Source organism: Azospirillum isscasi (genome assembly GCF_030849505.1).
Classification (GTDB): Bacteria; Pseudomonadota; Alphaproteobacteria; order Azospirillales; family Azospirillaceae; genus Azospirillum; species Azospirillum isscasi.
In genome coordinates this window covers 1-18,883 of record NZ_JAUJFI010000116.1, presented here as the reverse complement: position 1 = coordinate 18,883, position 18,883 = coordinate 1, and the positions used below count along the sequence as shown (strand labels likewise).

Annotated in this window: 18 protein-coding genes; 12 read left to right on the top strand and 6 right to left on the bottom strand. The window is 70.3% G+C overall.

Annotation, left to right across the window (positions count from 1 at the left end; translation table 11 throughout):
• The 4 genes from QSG27_RS20165 to prfA all read left to right on the top strand — a co-directional run.
• The coding region (locus QSG27_RS20165; RefSeq protein WP_306709275.1) for a DUF4115 domain-containing protein at window positions 1–373 on the top strand (373 nt) is incomplete at its 5' end.
• 118 nt (window positions 374–491) lie between these two features.
• Window positions 492–1,616, top strand: a complete 1,125-nt coding sequence (ispG, locus tag QSG27_RS20160; RefSeq protein ID WP_306709274.1) for a flavodoxin-dependent (E)-4-hydroxy-3-methylbut-2-enyl-diphosphate synthase — start codon at window positions 492–494, stop codon at window positions 1,614–1,616.
• A 113-nt stretch (window positions 1,617–1,729) separates the two neighbouring features.
• Window positions 1,730–3,085: a glutamyl-tRNA reductase gene (gene hemA / locus QSG27_RS20155; RefSeq protein ID WP_306709273.1), complete on the top strand. Its 1,356-nt coding sequence runs from the start codon at window positions 1,730–1,732 to the stop codon at window positions 3,083–3,085.
• Window positions 3,060–4,133 carry a peptide chain release factor 1 gene (gene prfA / locus QSG27_RS20150; protein WP_306709272.1) on the top strand — a complete coding sequence of 358 codons (1,074 nt, stop codon included), beginning with the start codon at window positions 3,060–3,062 and terminating at the stop codon, window positions 4,131–4,133. Before hemA ends, prfA begins: the two co-directional genes overlap by 26 nt.
• Window positions 4,134–4,143: 10 nt before the next feature.
• Here prfA and QSG27_RS20145 read toward each other — a convergent pair whose 3' ends face one another.
• Window positions 4,144–4,527 carry an endonuclease domain-containing protein gene (locus QSG27_RS20145; RefSeq protein WP_306709271.1) on the bottom strand — a complete coding sequence of 128 codons (384 nt, stop codon included), beginning with the start codon at window positions 4,525–4,527 and terminating at the stop codon, window positions 4,144–4,146.
• A gap of 59 nt (window positions 4,528–4,586) precedes the next feature.
• Between QSG27_RS20145 and prmC the strand changes: the two genes are divergently transcribed.
• Both prmC and QSG27_RS20135 read left to right on the top strand, forming a co-directional pair.
• Entirely contained in the window at window positions 4,587–5,444 is an 858-nt protein-coding gene (prmC, locus tag QSG27_RS20140; RefSeq protein WP_306709270.1) for a peptide chain release factor N(5)-glutamine methyltransferase, read from the top strand.
• Between the two features lie 286 nt (window positions 5,445–5,730).
• On the top strand, window positions 5,731–6,168 hold the full coding sequence (locus tag QSG27_RS20135) for a DUF4167 domain-containing protein (protein WP_306709269.1): 438 nt from the start codon (window positions 5,731–5,733) through the stop codon (window positions 6,166–6,168).
• A 58-nt stretch (window positions 6,169–6,226) separates the two neighbouring features.
• On the opposite strand, the gene QSG27_RS20130 is transcribed toward QSG27_RS20135, so the two are convergent.
• Both QSG27_RS20130 and QSG27_RS20125 read right to left on the bottom strand, forming a co-directional pair.
• Window positions 6,227–7,021: an MOSC domain-containing protein gene (locus QSG27_RS20130; RefSeq protein WP_306709267.1), complete on the bottom strand. Its 795-nt coding sequence runs from the start codon at window positions 7,019–7,021 to the stop codon at window positions 6,227–6,229.
• Between the two features lie 57 nt (window positions 7,022–7,078).
• Window positions 7,079–7,612 (bottom strand): NUDIX domain-containing protein, encoded by a 534-nt coding sequence (locus QSG27_RS20125; RefSeq protein WP_306709265.1) that lies wholly within the window; start codon window positions 7,610–7,612, stop codon window positions 7,079–7,081.
• A gap of 240 nt (window positions 7,613–7,852) precedes the next feature.
• On the opposite strand from QSG27_RS20125, the gene clpB reads away from it, so the two are divergent.
• Window positions 7,853–10,483, top strand: a complete 2,631-nt coding sequence (clpB, locus tag QSG27_RS20120; protein ID WP_306709264.1) for an ATP-dependent chaperone ClpB — start codon at window positions 7,853–7,855, stop codon at window positions 10,481–10,483.
• A gap of 33 nt (window positions 10,484–10,516) precedes the next feature.
• Here clpB and trhA read toward each other — a convergent pair whose 3' ends face one another.
• Window positions 10,517–11,176: a PAQR family membrane homeostasis protein TrhA gene (trhA, locus tag QSG27_RS20115; RefSeq protein ID WP_306709262.1), complete on the bottom strand. Its 660-nt coding sequence runs from the start codon at window positions 11,174–11,176 to the stop codon at window positions 10,517–10,519.
• A 72-nt stretch (window positions 11,177–11,248) separates the two neighbouring features.
• Window positions 11,249–12,136, bottom strand: a complete 888-nt coding sequence (locus QSG27_RS20110; protein WP_306709259.1) for a phytanoyl-CoA dioxygenase family protein — start codon at window positions 12,134–12,136, stop codon at window positions 11,249–11,251.
• 226 nt (window positions 12,137–12,362) lie between these two features.
• On the opposite strand from QSG27_RS20110, the gene QSG27_RS20105 reads away from it, so the two are divergent.
• The 3 genes from QSG27_RS20105 (at window position 12,363) to QSG27_RS20095 (ending at window position 14,073) form a co-directional block, all read left to right on the top strand.
• Window positions 12,363–13,076, top strand: coding sequence for an AzlC family ABC transporter permease (locus QSG27_RS20105; RefSeq protein ID WP_306709257.1), 714 nt, complete (start codon window positions 12,363–12,365; stop codon window positions 13,074–13,076).
• Entirely contained in the window at window positions 13,073–13,411 is a 339-nt protein-coding gene (locus tag QSG27_RS20100) for an AzlD domain-containing protein (protein WP_306709256.1), read from the top strand. Before QSG27_RS20105 ends, QSG27_RS20100 begins: the two co-directional genes overlap by 4 nt.
• Window positions 13,412–13,611: 200 nt before the next feature.
• Window positions 13,612–14,073, top strand: coding sequence for an SH3 domain-containing protein (locus QSG27_RS20095; protein WP_306709254.1), 462 nt, complete (start codon window positions 13,612–13,614; stop codon window positions 14,071–14,073).
• A 27-nt stretch (window positions 14,074–14,100) separates the two neighbouring features.
• Here the strand turns inward: QSG27_RS20095 and QSG27_RS20090 are convergent, their stop codons facing one another.
• Window positions 14,101–16,053 (bottom strand): methyl-accepting chemotaxis protein, encoded by a 1,953-nt coding sequence (locus QSG27_RS20090; protein ID WP_306709252.1) that lies wholly within the window; start codon window positions 16,051–16,053, stop codon window positions 14,101–14,103.
• A gap of 256 nt (window positions 16,054–16,309) precedes the next feature.
• Between QSG27_RS20090 and QSG27_RS20085 the strand changes: the two genes are divergently transcribed.
• Both QSG27_RS20085 and QSG27_RS20080 read left to right on the top strand, forming a co-directional pair.
• Window positions 16,310–18,169: an ABCB family ABC transporter ATP-binding protein/permease gene (locus tag QSG27_RS20085; RefSeq protein ID WP_306709251.1), complete on the top strand. Its 1,860-nt coding sequence runs from the start codon at window positions 16,310–16,312 to the stop codon at window positions 18,167–18,169.
• 23 nt (window positions 18,170–18,192) lie between these two features.
• Window positions 18,193–18,765, top strand: coding sequence for a biliverdin-producing heme oxygenase (locus QSG27_RS20080; RefSeq protein WP_306709249.1), 573 nt, complete (start codon window positions 18,193–18,195; stop codon window positions 18,763–18,765).
• The last annotated feature ends 118 nt before the right edge of the window (window positions 18,766–18,883 follow it).

Below are 18,883 nucleotides of genomic sequence, written 5' to 3'. Positions count from 1 at the left end.
CCCGGCCATCGCCGCCCTGCCGCCCGCGGCGCCCGCCACCCCGCCGCCCGCCGCGGACGGGGCGTTGCCGTCCAAGGTCTACGGCACGCAGAACGCGGCCTCGCGCATCCAGCTCCGCGCCACGCAGGACAGTTGGATCCAGGTGCGCGACAACAGCGGCGAGATCATCTTCACCCGGGTGCTGAAGCCGGGCGACGTCTACCGCGTGCCCGACCGGTCCGGCATCCGCGTCCGCACCGGCAACGCGGGCGGGCTGGTCGTCGTCACCGACGGGGTGGAAGGCGCGCCGCTGGGTGCCGTCGGGCAGGTGCTGCGCGACGTGTCGCTGGACCAGCACGCCCCGACCCTGCGCGGCAGCGCTCCCGCTCATTGAGGCGGGGCGCAAGCCGCATTTTCCCTTGAATCCGGCACGGCGGACCGCACTTCAGGCGTAACGCCGGCTGCGCTATAAAGGCGCGCCGGACCCGATCCATGCCCCGAGGCCACAGCCCATGAGCAGCGTGCGCGCCTACCGCCAGATCCTTCGCCGCAAGTCCCGCCAGATCCGGGTGGGCAACGTGCTCGTCGGCGGCGACGCGCCGATCTCGGTGCAGACGATGACCAACACGCCGACCGCCGACGTCGCCGCGACGGTGGCCCAGATCCAGTCGGCGGAGCGGGTGGGCGCCGACATCGTCCGCGTCTCCTGCCCCGACCGCGAATCGGCGCTGGCGCTGAAGCAGATCGTGCCGCAGGTGTCGGTGCCGATCGTCGCGGACATCCATTTCCATTACAAGCGCGCCATCGAGGCGGCGGAGAGCGGGGCGGCCTGCCTGCGCATCAACCCCGGCAACATCGGTTCGGCGGAGCGGGTGCGCGAGGTGGTGAAGGCGGCCAAGGATTACGGCTGCTCCATGCGCATCGGCGTCAACGCCGGCTCGCTGGAGCAGGACCTGCTGGAGAAGTACGGCGAGCCCTGTCCGGAAGCCCTGGTGGAAAGCGCCCTGAACCACGCGAAGATCCTGGAGGACCACGATTTCACCGAGTTCAAGATCTCGGTGAAGGCGTCCGACGTGTTCCTGGCCGTCGCCGCCTACCAGGGACTGGCGGAGGCGTGCGACTACCCGCTGCACATCGGCATCACCGAGGCCGGCGGTCTGCGCGCCGGGACGGTGAAATCGTCCATCGGGCTGGGCATGCTGCTGTGGTCGGGCATCGGCGACACCATCCGCGTGTCGCTGTCCGCCGAGCCGGCGGAGGAGGTCCAGGTCGGCTACGAGATGCTGAAGTCGCTGGGCCTGCGGCGGCGCGGCGTCACGGTCATCTCCTGCCCGAGCTGCGCGCGGCAGAACTTCAACGTCATCAAGACGGTGGAGACGCTGGAGGCGCGGCTGGCCCACATCACCACGCCGCTGACCCTGTCGGTCATCGGCTGCGTGGTCAACGGCCCCGGCGAGGCGCGGGAAACCGACATCGGCCTGACCGGCGGCGGCAACAACACCCATCAGGTCTATCTGTCCGGCGTCACCGACCACCGGCTGAAGGACCAGGACATCGTGAACCACCTCGTCGGGCTGGTCGAGAAGAAGGCCGCCGAGATCGAGGCCGAAAAAGCCGCGGAAAAGGCCGCCGGGTGACGGAACCGGCGCGGACGGAAATTGAAGGAAGGACGTTCCGTGCCATTCGTGCTTAAATCCGCGGCATCCAAGTTACCCTTGTGGGCCGCGCCGCGGCCTGAGCCAGAGTCAGCGTGACCGCTTCCTACTTCGTCATCGGCGCCAGCCACCGGTCCTGCTCCGGCGCGATCCGCGACCGTCTGACGACGGAGGAGGCGGAGGTCCCGGCGATGCTGGAACGGCTGAACGCCGCCGGCATCGCCCAGGCCATGTGGCTCAGCACCTGCGACCGGGTGGAGGTGCAGGCCGTCCACGAGCGCCCGAACGAGGCCGCCCTGACCATCGCCGGGATCATGGCGGAGCGGGTGGGGCTGAGCGAGCCCGACCTCGCCGGACAGCTCTACACCCTGACCGGCCCGGCGGCGGTGCGGCACGTCTTCGCCGTCGCCTGCTCGCTCGACAGCCAGATCGTCGGCGAGCCGCACATCCTGGGGCAGGTCAAGGCCGCCCACCGCCACGCCGCCGCCGCCGGCCTGAGCGGGCCGGAGCTGGAAGGGCTTCTCCAGGCCGCCTATGCCGCCGCCAAGCGGGTGCGCCGCGAGACGCCGATCGCCGAGGGCGCCACCTCGCTGGTCGCCGCGGCGGTCCAGGTGGCGCGCGACCTGCACGGCGACCTGAAGCGCTGCACCGGCCTGCTGATGGGGCTGGGCGACATGGGCACCCTGGTGCTGGAGGGCCTGCGCGAGGCCGGGCTGGGCCGGCTGACCGTCGCCGCCCCGGTGGACCGCCGGGCGGAAGCGGCGGCGCGGCGGATGGACAGCCACTTCGCGCCCTGGGCGGACATCGATTCGGCGCTGACCGGCGCGGATATCGTGGTGACCGCGGCGGGCCTGGGGCGCTATATCCTGTCCGCACAGCAGTTGGGGGCGGCGTTGAAGCGCCGCCGCCGGCGCCCGGTGTTCGTGGTGGACGCGGCGATCCCCGCCGACGTGGACCCGGACGTCGCCGGGCTGGACGAAGCCTTCGTCTACGACCTGGGCGATCTGGAGCGGGTGGCGCTTCAGGGGCGGGTGGGGCGCGAGGCGGCGACCCAGGCGGCCTGGACCATCGTGGACGAGGCCGTGGCGACCTTCGCCCGCCACCGGGCCGAACGCGCCGCGGTGCCCGCCGTGGCGGCGCTGCGGACGCATTTCGAGACGGAGCGGCGGCGCCTGCTGGACGAGCAGCGGGGGCTGGACGCGGCGTCGGCGACGCGGCTTCTGGTCAACCGGCTGCTGCACGGCCCGTCGGAGGCGCTGCGCGCCATGGCGGCGGACCCGGACGGGGCCGGACTGGCGGAGCGGGCGGCGGCGGAGCGGCTGCTGTTCCGGCTGTTCCGGCTGGCCGAGGACGAGCCCGCCGGCACCGGATTGAGCGCCGGCACCGGATTAAGCGCCGGAGGCGATTTGGATAAGGACGATCGACGTGAGCCTGGACGAGAAGTTCAATAGGGTCGTGGCCCGCCATGACGAGCTGCGGGATGCCATGGCGGCGGGGACGGTGGACCCGGCGGACTTCGCCCGGCTGTCGAAGGAATACGCCGACCTCACCCCCATCGCCGAGGCCATCGCGGAGCTGAAGAAGGCGAAGGCGGAGGCCGCTGATCTGGCCGGCATGATCGCCGACCCGGCGGGCGACCCCGACATGAAGGCGCTGGCCGAGGAGGAGTTCGCCGACCTCACCCGCCGCATTCCCGGCCTGGAGCGCCGCGTCCAGATCTCGTTGCTGCCCAAGGACGAGGCGGACGAGAAGAACGCCATCCTGGAGGTGCGCGCCGGCACCGGCGGCGACGAGGCGGCCCTGTTCGCCGCGGAGCTGTTCGAGATGTACCGCCGCTACGCCGGGCTGCACGGCTGGCGCTTCGAGACGATGGAGGTCAGCGAGACCGGCATCGGCGGCTACAAGGAGGCCATCGCCAACATCACCGGGCGCAACGTGTTCGCCCGGCTGAAGTTCGAATCGGGCGTCCACCGCGTGCAGCGCGTTCCGGCGACGGAGACGCAGGGCCGCATCCACACCTCCGCGGCCACGGTCGCCGTTCTGCCGGAGGCGGAGGAGGTGGACATCCACATCGACGAGAAGGATCTGCGCATCGACGTGTTCCGCTCCAGCGGTCCCGGCGGCCAGTCGGTGAACACGACGGACAGCGCGGTGCGCATCACCCACCTGCCGACCGGCCTCGTGGTCAGCCAGCAGGACGAGAAGAGCCAGCACAAGAACAAGGCCAAGGCCCTGAAGGTGCTGCGCGCCCGCCTCTACGAGCGGGAACGCGCGGAGAAGGACAAGGCCCGCGCCGCCGACCGCAAGAGCCAGGTGGGCTCCGGCGACCGCTCGGAGCGCATCCGCACCTACAATTTTCCGCAGGGGCGGGTGACGGACCACCGGATCAACCTGACGCTCTACAAGATCGACAAGGTGATGATGGGCGAGGCGCTGGACGAGCTGATCGACGCGCTGACCGCGGAGGACGAGGCGGCCCGGCTGTCGGACTTGCAGTAGGGCGGGCCGTCTATTCTCCCTCCACCGCCTTTGGCGGCAGAGGGTCGGGGAGGGGGCCGAGCGCTTCGCCGATCATGCATGCCACCCCTTCCGGATTGCTGAGCACGTCGTTGTTCCAGAACCGCAGGATTTGCCAGCCATGTTGCCGCAAGTGTTCGTCCCGAGCGGAGTCGTTGGCGGAGTCGGCATGCTGGCCGCCGTCCGCCTCCACCACCAGCCGAGCTTCGACGCAGGCGAAATCGGCGATGTAGGGAGGGATCGGGTGTTGGCGACGGAAATACCATCCGCCGATCTGAGGCCGCCGCAGAATGGACCACAGCTTTCGCTCCGCGTCCGTGGGGACATGGCGCATGGTCCGGGCGCGGTCGCGGGTGTTTTCCTTGATACGGGGCATGACGGGCTGCCTTTCGCCCCCTCCACCGCCAACGGCGGGGGAGGGCTGGGGACGGGGCCATGACGACCATCACGCTTCACCAGCTCCGCCGCACCGCCGAGGCCCGCCTGCGCGAGGCCGGCGTGGACACCCCCGATCTCGACGCGCGCCTGCTGGTCGAGCACGCGCTGGGCCTCACCCGCCCGGACCTGTTCACCAGGGCCGGCGACCCGATCCCCGCCCCCGACGCGGCCCGCCTCCTCGCGCTGGTCGAGCGGCGGGCGGCGCGGGAGCCGGTGGGGCGCATCCTCGGCCATCGCGAATTCTGGACGATCGACCTCGCCCTGAACCCCGACACGCTGGAGCCCCGCCCCGACACCGAAACGCTGGTCGAGGCCGTGCTGACATCCCTGCCGGACCGGGCCGCCCCGCTGCGGCTGCTCGACCTCGGCACCGGCACCGGCTGCATCCTGCTGGCGCTGCTGGCGGAGCTGCCCGCCGCCACCGGCACCGGGGTCGATCTCAGTCCCGGCGCGGTGGCCGCCGCCACGGAGAACGCGGCCCGCAACGGACTGGCCGGGCGGGCGCGCTTCCGGACGGGGAACTGGGGCGCCGGGCTGGACGAGCGTTTCGACGTGGTCGTCTCCAACCCGCCCTACATCCCCAGTGCCGACATCGCCGCCCTGGACCCGGAGGTGCGGGAGCACGACCCGCTCCGCGCGCTGGACGGCGGGGCGGACGGGCTGGACGCCTACCGGATCATCGCCGGGCAATTGCCCGATCTGCTCCAGCCGGGCGGGCTGGCCGGGCTGGAGGTCGGGCAGGGGCAGGCCGCCGACGTGGCCGGGCTGCTGGCCGCCGCGGGGCTGGCGCCCGGCGGCGTCTTCCGGGATTTGGGCGGTGTGGAACGTTGCGTTCTCGGGTGGTCGAAAGCGTGAAAACGCCCTATCCCCCAAAAAAAAGGTTGGATTGACGCGCCGTCCCCAGTAGGGTGCGGGTACGACGACGGCCCAGGGACGACCATCCCGGGGCGTACCCATGGCCTCCGGAAACCTCGCGCGGTTGGGCGGAAGTCCGAGAAGGCAGACCGGTTGATCGGTTGGGCGCGTCGGTTTGATCCCTGCGACCCACCCGCGGTTGGTTCCGCGGCGGGCCCGGCGGCCGGATGGCCGGCCAGGGCGTTCGCGGGATTGCGCTTCTCTTACATGGGGCCATAAGAGCCAAATGAGACAAGGACCGAACTCCAGGCGCTCGCGCGGTCGTGGCAACGGCGGCGGTGGTGGCGGAGGTGGCGGGGGCGGTGGTGGCGGCAATCGCCGGCAGAACGTTCCGCTGCGTCACCAGACCTTCGACAGCAATGGTCCGGACGTGCGCATCCGCGGCAACGCGTGGCAGGTCCATGAGAAGTATCTGGCGCTGGCCCGCGACGCCTCGTCGTCCGGCGACCGCGTCCAGGCGGAAAACTACCTGCAGCATGCGGAGCATTATTTCCGCATCATCAACCAGATCCAGGAATCCGAAAACCGCCAGCGCGGCAACGTCGGCGGCAACGGCCATGGACCGCAGCCCAGCCTGTCCGGCCAGCCCGAGGACGAGGAGGCTGGTGATTTCGGCGACGACACCGATGGTGCCGCCGACGAACGGGCCCCGCTGAGCGCCTGACGCGGCGATTTGAACGCTGTCCGTTTCTGAAGCCGGGCCCGAAACAGGGGCGCCGGCTTCAGGGCGTTGCGCCCTCGGCCAGGGACACCGGGTCGCCCACCGCGATCCGGCCCCCATGCACCACCCGGGCATAGACCCCGCACTGCGTGTGGTCGTAACCGCGCTCCAGAATGGGAAGCGTGTTGAAGTCGCGCACGCCGGTCGCCGGGTTGACCTCGCTGGACGGCCGGCAATCCTTGTGGTCGCAGATGCGCAGCGTGGTCGCGCCGATGGTCAGCAGGGCGCCGATCCACTGGCGCTCCACCCAGGGCTCCAGCCCGTCGATCATCAGGTTGGCGCGGAAGCGGCGCGGATCGACCGGCTGCTTGGCCACCCGCTCCTCCAGGTCGCGCACGCTGGCGAGGTTCAGGATGGAAACCGCGGCCTCCTCCCGGTCGGTGAAGGAAAAGCCCCCACCCTCGGCGGTCCCCTTGGCCTCCGCCAGCTTGGGCAGGCCGGGGGCCGCCCCGGACAGATAGGCGGCGAAGAACTGCTCGACCAGCATCCGGCCCATCGGCTGGTCCAGCCGCCCGCGCGAGACCTGCTTGCCGGCGCGCCGGATGATCAGCGACTGGGTGGCCTCGTCGAACTCGGTGTCGAGCAGCGCCAGCTTCTCGTTCCGGTCGAGCGTGAAGAAATCCTCGTTGGGGCGCCAGCCCTCGACGTCCGGGGTGAGGGCCGCCGGACCGTGCAGCAGGCCGAAGCGCCGGTCAAAAGGAAGCGGCTGGCCGGTGACGAGGTCAACGGCGGGAAGATCCTGGCCGCTCAGCCCCTTCACGGGGTAGCGGCGTATGGCGGCGACGGTCGCGGTCATTGCATCGCACAATGGTGGGACGCGTTCGCTTCTGTCAACCGTCGCAATCGAAAACCATCACCAGCGCTCGGCCAATGGCGCCTTTCCCTGGAATTCGGCGATCCGCCGCCGCGTCGCGGGGGAGGTGTCGTCCGGCAGCCGGTCCAGCGGGAAGAAGCGGGCCTCCAGGATTTCCACCCCATCCGCCCTGGGCGTGCCCGACCACCCCCGCGCGACGAAAACCGCCACATGATCGCTCGCCCCGTGCCGGAAACGGGCGTAGACTCCGAAGGGCTGCGGGCCGCTCTCCACCGTCAACCCGACCTCCTCCCGCACCTCGCGCTGCATGGCCTCCACCAACGTTTCCCCTTTTCCGACTCCGCCGCCCGGAAAATGCCAGCCGCCGACATAGCTGTGGCGAATCAGCAGGACCGAGGCGGAACCGCCCCCCAAGCCGTTCCCCGAGTCGTCCAGAATGATCCCCCGCACCCCCATGGTCAGCGGACGCGCCACCCAATGCCAGGCGTTGCGGCCATGCCATGCCAGCCGCAGCAGGGGAGAAGTCAGGGCGGGCCGCAGGGCCATGCGCGGGGTGCCGGTGGATATCGCCATTGCGAGGGGGAGTTCCGCGGGGTCGGGCGGAAACCCTAGCCTTTTCCGGCAGACCACGGAAAGCCACCCTTTCGGCGCGGGTCGGACAAAAGCAATAACCACGCATACCGGGGGGTCTTGCATACGGATGGGCCTCTCCCACATCTACGGCGACGCATGCATCCTTGCGGATCGCACTGGTAACGTGGATCGGACTGACCGGGCTGCCTCGCGGACGGTCGGCGATGGAGGGAGCACATCATGGATTTCGAGAAGTACACCGAGCGCAGCCGTGGCTTCGTGCAGGCGGCGCAGACCCTGGCCCTGCGGAGCGGCCACCAGCGGCTGACGCCGGAACATCTGCTGAAGACCCTTCTGGACGACAAGGAAGGCTTGGCGGCCAACCTGATCCGGGCGGCGGGCGGCGATCCCGCCGCGGCGCTGTCGGGGGTGGAGGCGGAGCTGGCCAAGCAGCCCAAGGTGGAGGGCAGCGGGGCCGGTCAGGTGTACCTGACGCCGGAACTCTCCCGCGTGTTCGAGCAGGCCGAGACGGTCGCCAAGAAGGCCGGCGACAGCTACGTCACGGCGGAACGCATCCTGCTGGCGCTCGCCATGGCCGACGGCACGCCGTCCGCCGCGGTGCTGAAGCGCGCGGGCGTCACCCCGCAGGCGCTCAACACCGCCATCAACGAGGTCCGCAAGGGCCGCACCGCCGACACGGCCAGCGCCGAGCAGGGCTACGACGCGCTGAAGAAATACACCCGCGACCTGACCGAATCGGCGCGGGAGGGCAAGCTCGACCCGGTGATCGGGCGCGACGAGGAGATCCGCCGCACCATCCAGGTGCTGGCCCGCCGCACCAAGAACAACCCCGTGCTGATCGGCGAGCCGGGTGTGGGCAAGACCGCCATCGTGGAGGGGCTGGCCCAGCGCATCGTCAAGGGCGACGTGCCGGAAGGGCTGAAGAACAAGAAGCTGCTGTCGCTCGACCTCGCCGGCATGGTGGCCGGCGCCAAGTACCGCGGCGAGTTCGAGGAGCGGCTGAAGGCCGTGCTCCAGGAAATCCAGGCCGCGGCGGGCGAGATCATCGTCTTCATCGACGAGCTGCACACGCTGGTCGGGGCCGGCAAGGCGGACGGCGCCATGGACGCCTCCAACATGCTGAAGCCGGCGCTGGCGCGCGGCGAGCTGCACTGCGTCGGCGCCACCACGCTGGACGAATACCGCAAGCACATCGAGAAGGACGCGGCGCTGGCCCGGCGCTTCCAGCCCGTCTTCGTGCCGGAGCCCACGGTGGAGGACACCATCTCCATCCTGCGCGGCCTGAAGGAGCGGTACGAGGTGCATCACGGCGTGCGCATCACCGACGGCGCCATCGTGTCGGCGGCGACCCTGTCGAACCGCTACATCACCGACCGCTTCCTGCCCGACAAGGCCATCGACCTGATCGACGAGGCGGCCAGCCGCCTGCGCATGGCCGTGGACAGCAAGCCGGAGAACATCGACGAGCTGGACCGCCGCATCATCCAGCTCAAGATCGAGCGGGAGGCGCTGAAGCGCGAATCCGACGACGCCTCGCGCGCCCGGCTCGCCAGCCTGGAAGGCGAACTGGCCGACCTGGAGCAGGAATCCGCCGAACTGACCGCCAAGTGGCAGGCCGAGAAGGACCAGCTCCAGGGCGCCCAGAAGATCAAGGAGGATCTGGAGAAGGCCCGCACCGAGCTGGAGCAGGCCCAGCGCGAGGGCAACTGGGGCCGCGCCGGCGAGCTGGCCTACGGCGTCATCCCGGACCTGGAGAAGCGGCTGAAGGAGGCGGAGGCCCACGCCGCCAACCGCATGCTGAACGAGGAGGTGCGCGACAGCGACATCGCCGCCGTGGTCAGCCGCTGGACCGGCGTGCCGGTGGACAAGATGCTGGCCGGCGAGCGGGAAAAGCTGCTGGCCATGGAAACCCGCCTGAAGACCCGCGTGGTCGGCCAGGACGAGGCCATCGTGGCGGTCTCCAACGCCGTCCGCCGCGCCCGCGCCGGCTTGCAGGACCCCCACCGGCCCATCGGTTCCTTCCTGTTCCTCGGGCCCACCGGCGTCGGCAAGACGGAGCTGACCAAGGCGCTGGCCGAGTTCCTGTTCGACGACGAGACGGCGATGGTCCGGCTGGACATGTCGGAGTACATGGAGAAGCACTCCGTCGCCCGCATGATCGGCGCGCCTCCGGGCTATGTCGGCTATGAGGAGGGCGGGGCGCTGACCGAGGCGGTGCGCCGCCGGCCCTATCAGGTCGTGCTGTTCGACGAGGTGGAGAAGGCCCACCCGGACGTCTTCAACGTGCTGCTCCAGGTGCTGGACGACGGGCGGCTGACCGACGGGCAGGGGCGGACGGTGGATTTCCGCAACGTGGTCATCATCATGACCTCGAACCTCGGCTCCGAGATCCTGGCGGCCCAGCCGGAAGGCCAGGACAGCGGCGCCGTCCGCGACGAGGTGATGGAGGTGGTGCGGGCGCATTTCCGGCCGGAATTCCTGAACCGGCTGGACGAGATCCTGCTGTTTCACCGCCTGAACCGCAGCCACATGGGCGGGATCGTGACGATCCAGCTCGCCCGGCTGATCCGCATGCTGGCCGACCGCGACATCACGCTGGAGGTGGACGGACCCGCGACCGAATGGCTGGCCGAGGCCGGCTACGATCCGGTCTACGGCGCGCGCCCGCTGAAGCGGGTGATCCAGCGGGAGCTTCAGAACCCGCTGGCCACCATGATCCTGGAGGGCCGCGTCGCCGACGGCCAGACGGTGACGGTCGGGGCCGAGGGCGGCGAGCTGACCATCAACGGCCTGCCCGTCTCCGCCCAGGTGCGCAGCGCCGCCACCCAGCCGGTGACCACGGTGCATTGATCGAAACCCGCGGGGGGCCTTTCACCGGGCCCCTCACGCCACCACGAACTCCCGCACCACCGCGGCGAAGTGGCAGGAGGCCGCGACAACGACCAGCCCGTGCCACACCGCGATGTTGTAGGGCAGGCGGTCCAGCGTGTGGATGAAGGCGCCCACCGTGTAGACCACCCCGCCCGCCAGCAGCAGGACGAGCGTTTCCGGGGACAGCGACCGCCACAGCGGTTCGGCCACCGACAGGATGGCCCAGCCGAGCCCCAGATACAGGGCGAAGCCCAGCCGCTCGAACCGCCAGGAGGCGAACAGCTTCAGCGCCACCCCGCCCAGCGCCACCACCCACACCCCGATGCCCAGCGGGATCCCGGCGGCGCCGTCCAGACGGTTCAGGGTGAAGGGGGTGTAGCTGCCGGCGATCATCACATAGATCATCGCGTGGTCGATCCGCCGCAGAATTTCCTTGCGCCGGCCCGGCGGGGCGAGGTTGTAGGCGGCGGAGGCGGTCAGCATGCCGACCAGCCCGGCCCCATAGGCGGCCAGCGACACCATCTCGGTGGCGGAGACGTGGCCCGCCGTCACGGCCAGCAGCCAGAACGCGCCGATCAGGCCCGCGATCACGCCGATGGCGTGGATGACCGCGTCCGCCGCACGTTCTCCCGCCGTGCGGACGGGAAATTCGAAGCAGGATTCGGGCTTCATGAGGGCCAGCGTGCCGGAAAGGCGGGCGGATGGAAAGCCCTCCCCCCGGCGCACCGGCCCCCACCGGAATCGTTAACTCCGCAGATAGATCCGGTTGATGTAGGGGTCGTACCGGCGGTCCGGATTCGGCAGCACCGGCTGAAGCGGGCCGAAGCGGTTGCGCAGCAGCGTGTATTCGGTGACGACGATCAGCCGGTCGCTGTGCGTCGGCTGCATCGCCTTGTGCATGCCCGAATTGTCGGCCAGGAAGCAATCGCCCGCCCGCCCGGTCAGGGCGACGGGGGCCGACGCGCCGTAGGTCGCCTCAACCTCCTCGTCGGTGTAATTGCGCCGGGCCACCAGCTCGTTGCCATGCTGGGACGCCGGGACGTAGACGTGCGGCCCGCCGCCCATGTCCGTGTCCGTCAGGTACAGGAACATCTTGAAATGACGGACCTGGTTGTAGTCCCGGTGGTAGTTCTGCGTGCTGATCCGCGGGTTGGGCCGCGCCAGCGACCACCACACCGACATGCCGTCGATCGTCGGCTTGCAGCCGTGGAACGCCTCCGCGACCTCCAGGACCATCGGATGGTTGATGGTGTCCAGAAGGTGGGGGGCGGCCAGGAACTGCTCCTCCACATAACGGGCCATCTGGATTTCCGGAGCCGGCACCTTGTCGATGGTGAAGGACCCGTGCTGCCGGTGGCCGCCGTCGAAGCAGGGCTGCTCCTCGAAATAGCGGCGCATCTCCGCGACCTGTTCGTCGGTCATCAGGCGGAAGGCGTCGGTGTAGCCGCGCGTCTCCAACTGGGTCTTGAGGCTCAGCGCGCGTTCCGACGGCTTGAAGCCGGGCGTGCGGGGCCGGAAGGGAGCCACCAGGGAGGCGGCGATCTTGCGCCGTGGCTCGATCTTCAGGCGCGGGATCTGGTGCCAGATGGCGTCGTCGATCCAGCGGGCTTTGTTGTTGAACGGGGTCTTCACGCGAACAGACTCCCTGGCAGGCGATCATGCGTGCAAAGTGTTCCATTTATTACACCAGAGGCGGAAAAATCCATCATTCATTCGCGTGCGGCATTTTGCGCGGGGCCGCCCGGGCGGACTTGTCTCCGGGACAATAAAGTCCGGGCGGCGGGGGATCGGCGGCGCTATGGTCCGCAACCCGACGCTGTTTCGCAACACGGACCCAGGAAAAGGTTCCGGAACGACCATGACCAGACTGTCCAGCTTCACCGCCGGCGCCCGTGACACCCTGCCGATGGTGATCGGCGCGGCGCCCTTCGGCGTGATCTTCGGCACGCTGGTGGCCGCCGGGCCGCTGGCGGCGTGGCAGGGACAGCTCATGTCCCTGTCGGTTTTCGCCGGGTCCAGCCAGTTCATCGCGCTGGGGCTGGTGGCCGGGCACGCCGGGCTGGCGGTGATCTGGCTGACCACCCTGATCGTGAACCTGCGCCACGCCCTCTACGCCGCCACGCTGCTGCCGCACGTCGCCCATCTGCCGGCGCGCTGGCGCTGGACGCTGGGCTTCTTCCTGACGGACGAGACCTTCGCGGTGATGGCCGGCTATTACGCGCGGCATCCGCGGGCGCCGCTGGGGCACTGGTACTTCCTGGGGTCCTGCCTGTCGATGTACGCGAACTGGCAGCTCTGGACGCTGGTCGGGCTGCTGTTCGGCGCGGCCTTTCCGCAGCTCCAGTCGCTGGGGCTGGATTTCGCGATGGTCGCCACCTTCATCGCCATCGTCGTCCCGCAGCTCGCCAGCCTGCCGCATTTCGCCGCGGCGGTGGCGGCGGGGGTCGTGGCCTATCTGGGGCAGGACATCCCTTACAAGCTTGGGCTGATGGCGGCGGTGGTGGCCGGGGTGACCGTTGGGATGGCCCTGCGGCGCTGGCGGGCCGGCGGGCTGAAGGAGGAGGCGGCATGACCGGGACCGTCCTGATCAACACCGTCATGATCCTGGGCATGGCGGCGGTCACCGTCTTCGTGAAGGCGGCGCTGTTCGTCCTGGGCGACCGGGTGGTCTTCCCGCCGTCACTGAAGCAGGCGCTGGGCTTCGTCCCGGTGACCGTTCTGACGGCCATCATCGTGCCGATGATCCTGTCCCCGAACGGGCAGGGGCTGGAGCTGACCTGGAGGAACCCGCAACTGGTCGGGGCGCTGGCCGCCGTGCTGGTCTGCGTGGCGACGGGGAAGCAGCTTCTGACCATCGCCGTGGCTCTAGGAACCTTCTTCGCCTGGCAACTGGGCGTCCTTGCCTGAAGCCGGGGCCTGAAGCCGGGGCCTGAAGCCGGGGCCTGAAGCCGGGGCCTGAAGCCGGGGCCTGAAGCGGGGGCCCGAGGGCTGGGCGTCCCCTCGGTGCCCCAAACAATGCATAGCGGTCTTGCCGCGGCGCGGTGGCGCGGGTGGGGGCGCATCCTGTATGGTCGCCCGATCGAAAGGGCTACCCAACAGGGTCCGTGATGACCAGACGCCTGCGCCTCGTCCCCGTCTCTCTCGCCGTGGCCTGCGCGGTGATGCTGACCGCCTGCCAGACCGGCGAGCGGACCACCCGTGCCCCCGTGGTGAACGGAATCGCCACCGCATCCCCGTCCGGGCTCGACACCGTCTACGGCGAGTGGGAAACCGACAAGGCCACCCCGCTGCGGTCGCAGCCGAGCAACAGCGCGCCCATCGTCGCCTCCTACCCGCCCGGCCAGCCGCTGAAGGTCCTTGGCCGCGCCCGCGGCACCGACTGGATGGCGGTGCAGGCGGCGGGGTCCACCGCCTATGTGCGGATGCACCTGCTGCGCCTGCGCGGCAGCGCCCCCGTCCAGACCGCCCGCGGCACGACGACCACCGTCGCCAAGCCGGAGGACAACGCCGGCCCCTCGATCAAGGCCGCCCCGCGCCGCAAGATCGAGGCGGCGCCGATCGCGAACTGAGGCGGGTGGGGGCCACGTCGGCGCCCCTCAGGACGGGTGGAAACGCACGGAATTCCTTCCAGTCGTCGTCCGCGCCGCCGGAACGGCGCGCGGGTCCAGCTTGAAGAAGCCGATCAGCCCCTTCAGGTCGTTGGCCTGACCGGCCATGGCCTGGGCCGCCGCGGTGGTCTCCTCGACCAGGGCGGCGTTCTTCTGGGTCATCTCGTCCATCTGCGAGACGGTGGCGTTGATCTCGTCGAGCGCCGCCGCCTGCTCGCTGGAGGCGGAGGCCATTTCGGCGATCAGCCCGGCGACCTGATGGACGCCCGACACGATGCCCTCCAGCGCGTCGCCGGCCTTCCTGACCAGTTCCACCCCGTCCTTCACCTGGGCGTCGCTGTTCAGGATCAGGGTCTTGATCTCCTTCGACGCCTGGGCGGAGCGCTGGGCGAGGTTGCGCACCTCCTGGGCCACCACCGCGAAGCCGCGCCCCGCATCGCCGGCCCGCGCCGCCTCGACCGCCGCGTTCAGCGCCAGCAGGTTGGTCTGGAAGGCGATCTCGTCGATCACCCCGATGATGTCGGTGATCCTGCGGCTGGCCTCCTCGATGCGCTTCATCGCCTCGATGGCCGAGCCGGCCACCGTCCCGCCGGACTCCGCGGCGGTGCGGGCGTCGGCGGCCATGCCGTTGGCGCGCTGGGCGTTGTCGGCGTTGGAGCGCACGGTGGCGCCCAGCTCCTCCATGCTCGCCGCAGTCTCCTCCAGCGAGGACGCCTGCTGCTCCGTCCGCTCGGCGAGGTCGGAGGAACCGGTGGACACCTCGCCCGCCGCCGCGGCGATGGTGTCCGCCGCCTGGGTGATCTGGCCGACGATCTCCGACAGCTTGGCGGAGGTGGCGTTGACGTCGCTCTTCAGCGTCTGGAAGGCGCCGTGGTAGTCGCGCTCGACCCGCTTGTTGAGGTCGCCCTGGGCAAGCGCGCTGAGCACCGCGCCGAGGTCGGCGATGACCGCCTCCACCGTGTCGGTCAGGCGGTTGATGCCCGCCGACATGGTCTTGTAGAAGCCGTCCTTGCCGGTCAGGTCGAGGCGGCGCGACAGGTCGCCGTGCGCCACGCCGTCGATCAGCGCGGCGATCTCCTCGCCGATCGCCGTCTCGCGGGCGCGCTGTGCCTCGCCGGCGCGGCGCTCCGCCTCCAGACGCTCGCGCTCGGCCGCGTCCATCGCCTTCTTCTGGATGGCGTTGTCCTTGAACACATGCACCGCCTGGGCCATCTGCCCGATCTCGTCGCGGCGGCCGAGCCCGGGAACGGCGACGTCCAGCTTGTCCGCGGCGAGGTCGTGCATGGTCGCGCTGATCGCCCGCACGGCGCCCATCTGGCGGCGGAGCAGCAGGAAGCTGACCAGGCCGAAGGCCAGCGTGACCAGCGGCGCCACCACCAGGATGGTGCGCTCCACCTCGTCCACCACCTTCAGCACTTCCGCCCGCTTCAGCCCGACGAACAGCACCCCGACCACCGTGCCGGAGGCGTCGAACAGCGGGTCGTAGGCGGTGAAGTAGCGCTCGCCCAGGATGTCCGCCTCGCCGCGGTAGGGTTTGCGCTGCGTCAGGACGGCGTCGTAAACCGGTCCGGCGGCCAGCTTCGTGCCGTTGGCCCGGCTGCCGTCGGGGTTCAGCACGTTGGTCGCCACGCGGGTGTCGCCGCGGAACACGGTGGCGGTGCCACCCGTCAGGTCGCGGATGCGGTCCACCGTCCGGGTGTCGCCGTCGAGTTGCACCGAACCGGCGTACAGGGCGCCGTCGCGGAGGCTGTAGCCGGCCCCGTTCTGCTGAAGGAGCAGGTGCGCCAGCGCCATGCTGCGTTCCCGCTGCTCCTGCGCGGCGGCGGCGCTGCGCTCGCTCAGCACGCGGCTGGAGGCCAGCGTCAGGACGATGGCCAGGATGAACAGCCCCACCACGTTCAGCAGGGACAATTTGGCGGTCAGGGAGAGATTCTTCAGCACATTCGGCCCTATGGCGGCAGTCGCTCCGCAGCCCTCGCCAACGGAGATAGACAATAAGGATAATACGGTTTTACCCATTCGTCCGCGTGCAATTTTAGAGGGATCGTTTCCCGCACAGGGTGTGGCGGCCCCCGGCGGACGGCCAAGCGGACGGCCATGCAGCCAGCGCACGGCCCGTCTTCCTTGGTTGGAAGCGGATGTGGCCCTAGTTTAGGGAACCCGATTTTTCCAACCGCCGAACCCACCGGACTCCCCCATGCGCCGCCGCACCAGCAACCCCAGCCCGGCCCCCACCTACGCGGAGGCCGCGTCCAGCACCGGCGACATGGCGGCGCTTCGCTCGCTCGTGCCCTATCTGTGGCCGCGGGATTCGTTCGAGACGAAGCTGCGCGTGATCGTGGCGCTGGTGCTGCTGGTCGGCGCCAAGGTGGCGAACGTCTGGGTGCCGATCTTCTACAAGCGGGCGGTGGACGCCCTGTCGCCGGGGGAGGCGGGGGCGCTGGTCACGATCCCGCTGGGGCTGATCGCCGCCTACGGTCTGGCGCGGGTGATGTCGCTGGTCTTCGCGGAACTGCGCGACGCGGTGTTCGCCAACGTGGCCCAGCGCACCATCCGCAAGGTCGCCCTGTCGGTCTTCCAGCATCTGCACGCCCTGTCGCTGCGCTTCCATCTGGAGCGGCAGACCGGCGGCCTGACCCGCTCGCTGGAGCGCGGCACCCGCGCCATCGAGACGCTGCTGCGCTACGCCCTGTTCTCCATCGTGCCGACGCTGGTGGAGATCTCGCTGGTCTGCGTGATCCTGTGGCGGATGTTCGACGGCTGGTTCGCGCTGGCGACCTTCGCCACGGTGGCGGGCTACATCGCCTACACCTTCTTCGTGTCGGAATGGCGCATCCAGTTCCGCCGCGCCATGAACGACACCGACAGCAAGGCCAACACCAAGGCGGTGGACAGCCTGCTGAACTACGAGACGGTCAAGTATTTCGGCAACGAGGCGCACGAGGCCCGGCGCTACGACCAGGCGCTGGCGTCCTATGAGGACGCGGCGGTCAAGAGCCAGCGCAGCTTGTCGCTTCTGAACGTCGGGCAGTCGGCGATCATCTCGCTGGGGCTGGCGGTGGTCATGGGCATGGCGGCGCGTGGCATCGTCAACGGCACGATGACGCTGGGCGACTTCGTGCTGGTGAACACCTACCTGCTCCAGCTCTACCAGCCGCTGAACTTCTTCGGGGTGGTCTACCGCGAGATCAAGCAGGCGCTGATCGACGTGGAGTCCATGGTGACGCTGCTGTCCGTGGACCGCGAGGTGGCCGACCGGCCCGGCGCTCCGGCGCTCGCCGTGGCGGGGGGCGAGCTGCGGTTCGAGGGGGTGGAGTTCGGCTACGACCCGCGGCGCCCGATCCTCAAGGGGGTGGGCTTCACCGTGCCCGCCGGGCGGACGGTCGCCATCGTCGGCCCGTCCGGGGCGGGCAAATCGACCATCGGGCGGCTGCTGTTCCGCTTCTACGACGTGTCCGGCGGGCGCATCCTGATCGACGGGCAGGACATCCGCGCGGTCACCCAGCAATCGCTGCGCGGGGCCATCGGCATCGTTCCGCAGGACACCGTGCTGTTCAACGACACGGTCTACTACAACATCGCCTACGGGCGCCCCGGCGCCACCCCGGCGCAGGTCGAGCAGGCGGCGCGGCTGGCCCACATCCACAACTTCATCATGGCGCTTCCCGACGGCTACCAGACCACGGTGGGAGAGCGCGGGCTGAAGCTGTCCGGCGGCGAGAAGCAGCGCGTCGCCATCGCCCGCACCATCCTGAAGAACCCGGCGATCCTGCTGTTCGACGAGGCGACCTCGGCGCTGGACACCCACACGGAGCGGGAGATCCAGGCCAACCTGCGCGAGGTCAGCCGGGGCCGCACCACGCTGGTGATCGCGCACCGCCTGTCCACGGTGATCGACGCCGACGAGATCCTGGTGATGGAGGCCGGCACGGTGATCGAGCGCGGGCGGCACATGGAGCTTCTGTCGCGCGGCGGCGCCTACGCCGCGCTGTGGGCGCGCCAGCAGGAATCCTCGCAGGGGCCGGAGCCGGTGCCGGAAGTCCTCGCCCCCACCTGACCCTTCACGGAACGGGAGTCTTCATGGGACCGGTACGGCAGGCCCTGCGCGACGCCACCCGCGGCATCCACGACCGGCTGGACCGGGCGGCGGTTCTGCGCCCGCTGACCAGCCCGTCCATCACCGTGGACGAGTACCGCGCCGCCCTGGTCGCCCTGCACGGCTTCAACGCCCCCATCGAACGGGCGCTGGGGGAGGGGGCGCCGGGGGAGGAGGCCGGGCGGCTGGCCCTGCTGCGCGCCGATCTGGCCGACCTGGGGGTGGACGCCGACGCCCTGCCGGTGGCTGGGCCGCTGCCGGCGCTGGACGGCACCCCGGCGCGGCTGGCGGCGCGCTATGTGCTGGACGGCTCGGCCCACGGCGGGCGGGCGATGCTGCCCAACGTCACCCGAGCGCTGGGCTTCGACGCCACGCGGGGCGCGCGCTTCCTGGCCTCGTCGGGGATCGACATGGCGGGGCGGTGGAAGGCGCTACTGGCCCGGCTGGAACGCGACCTGGAGGCGCCCGAGTCGGCGCGGGCCGCCTGCGCCACGGCGGTGGCCCTGTTCGCCGCGCTGGAGGTCTGGCTCGACGGGCTGGCCCCGGAGGCCGCCTGACGCCGCCGAAGTCCGGCGGATCGACGCAAGGGCTTCACCGCGCCCGCCGCGCCCGCTAGGTTCCCTCCCATGACGCCCGCCCCCCCCCGCAAACCCCGATCCTCGCGCAGCGGACGCG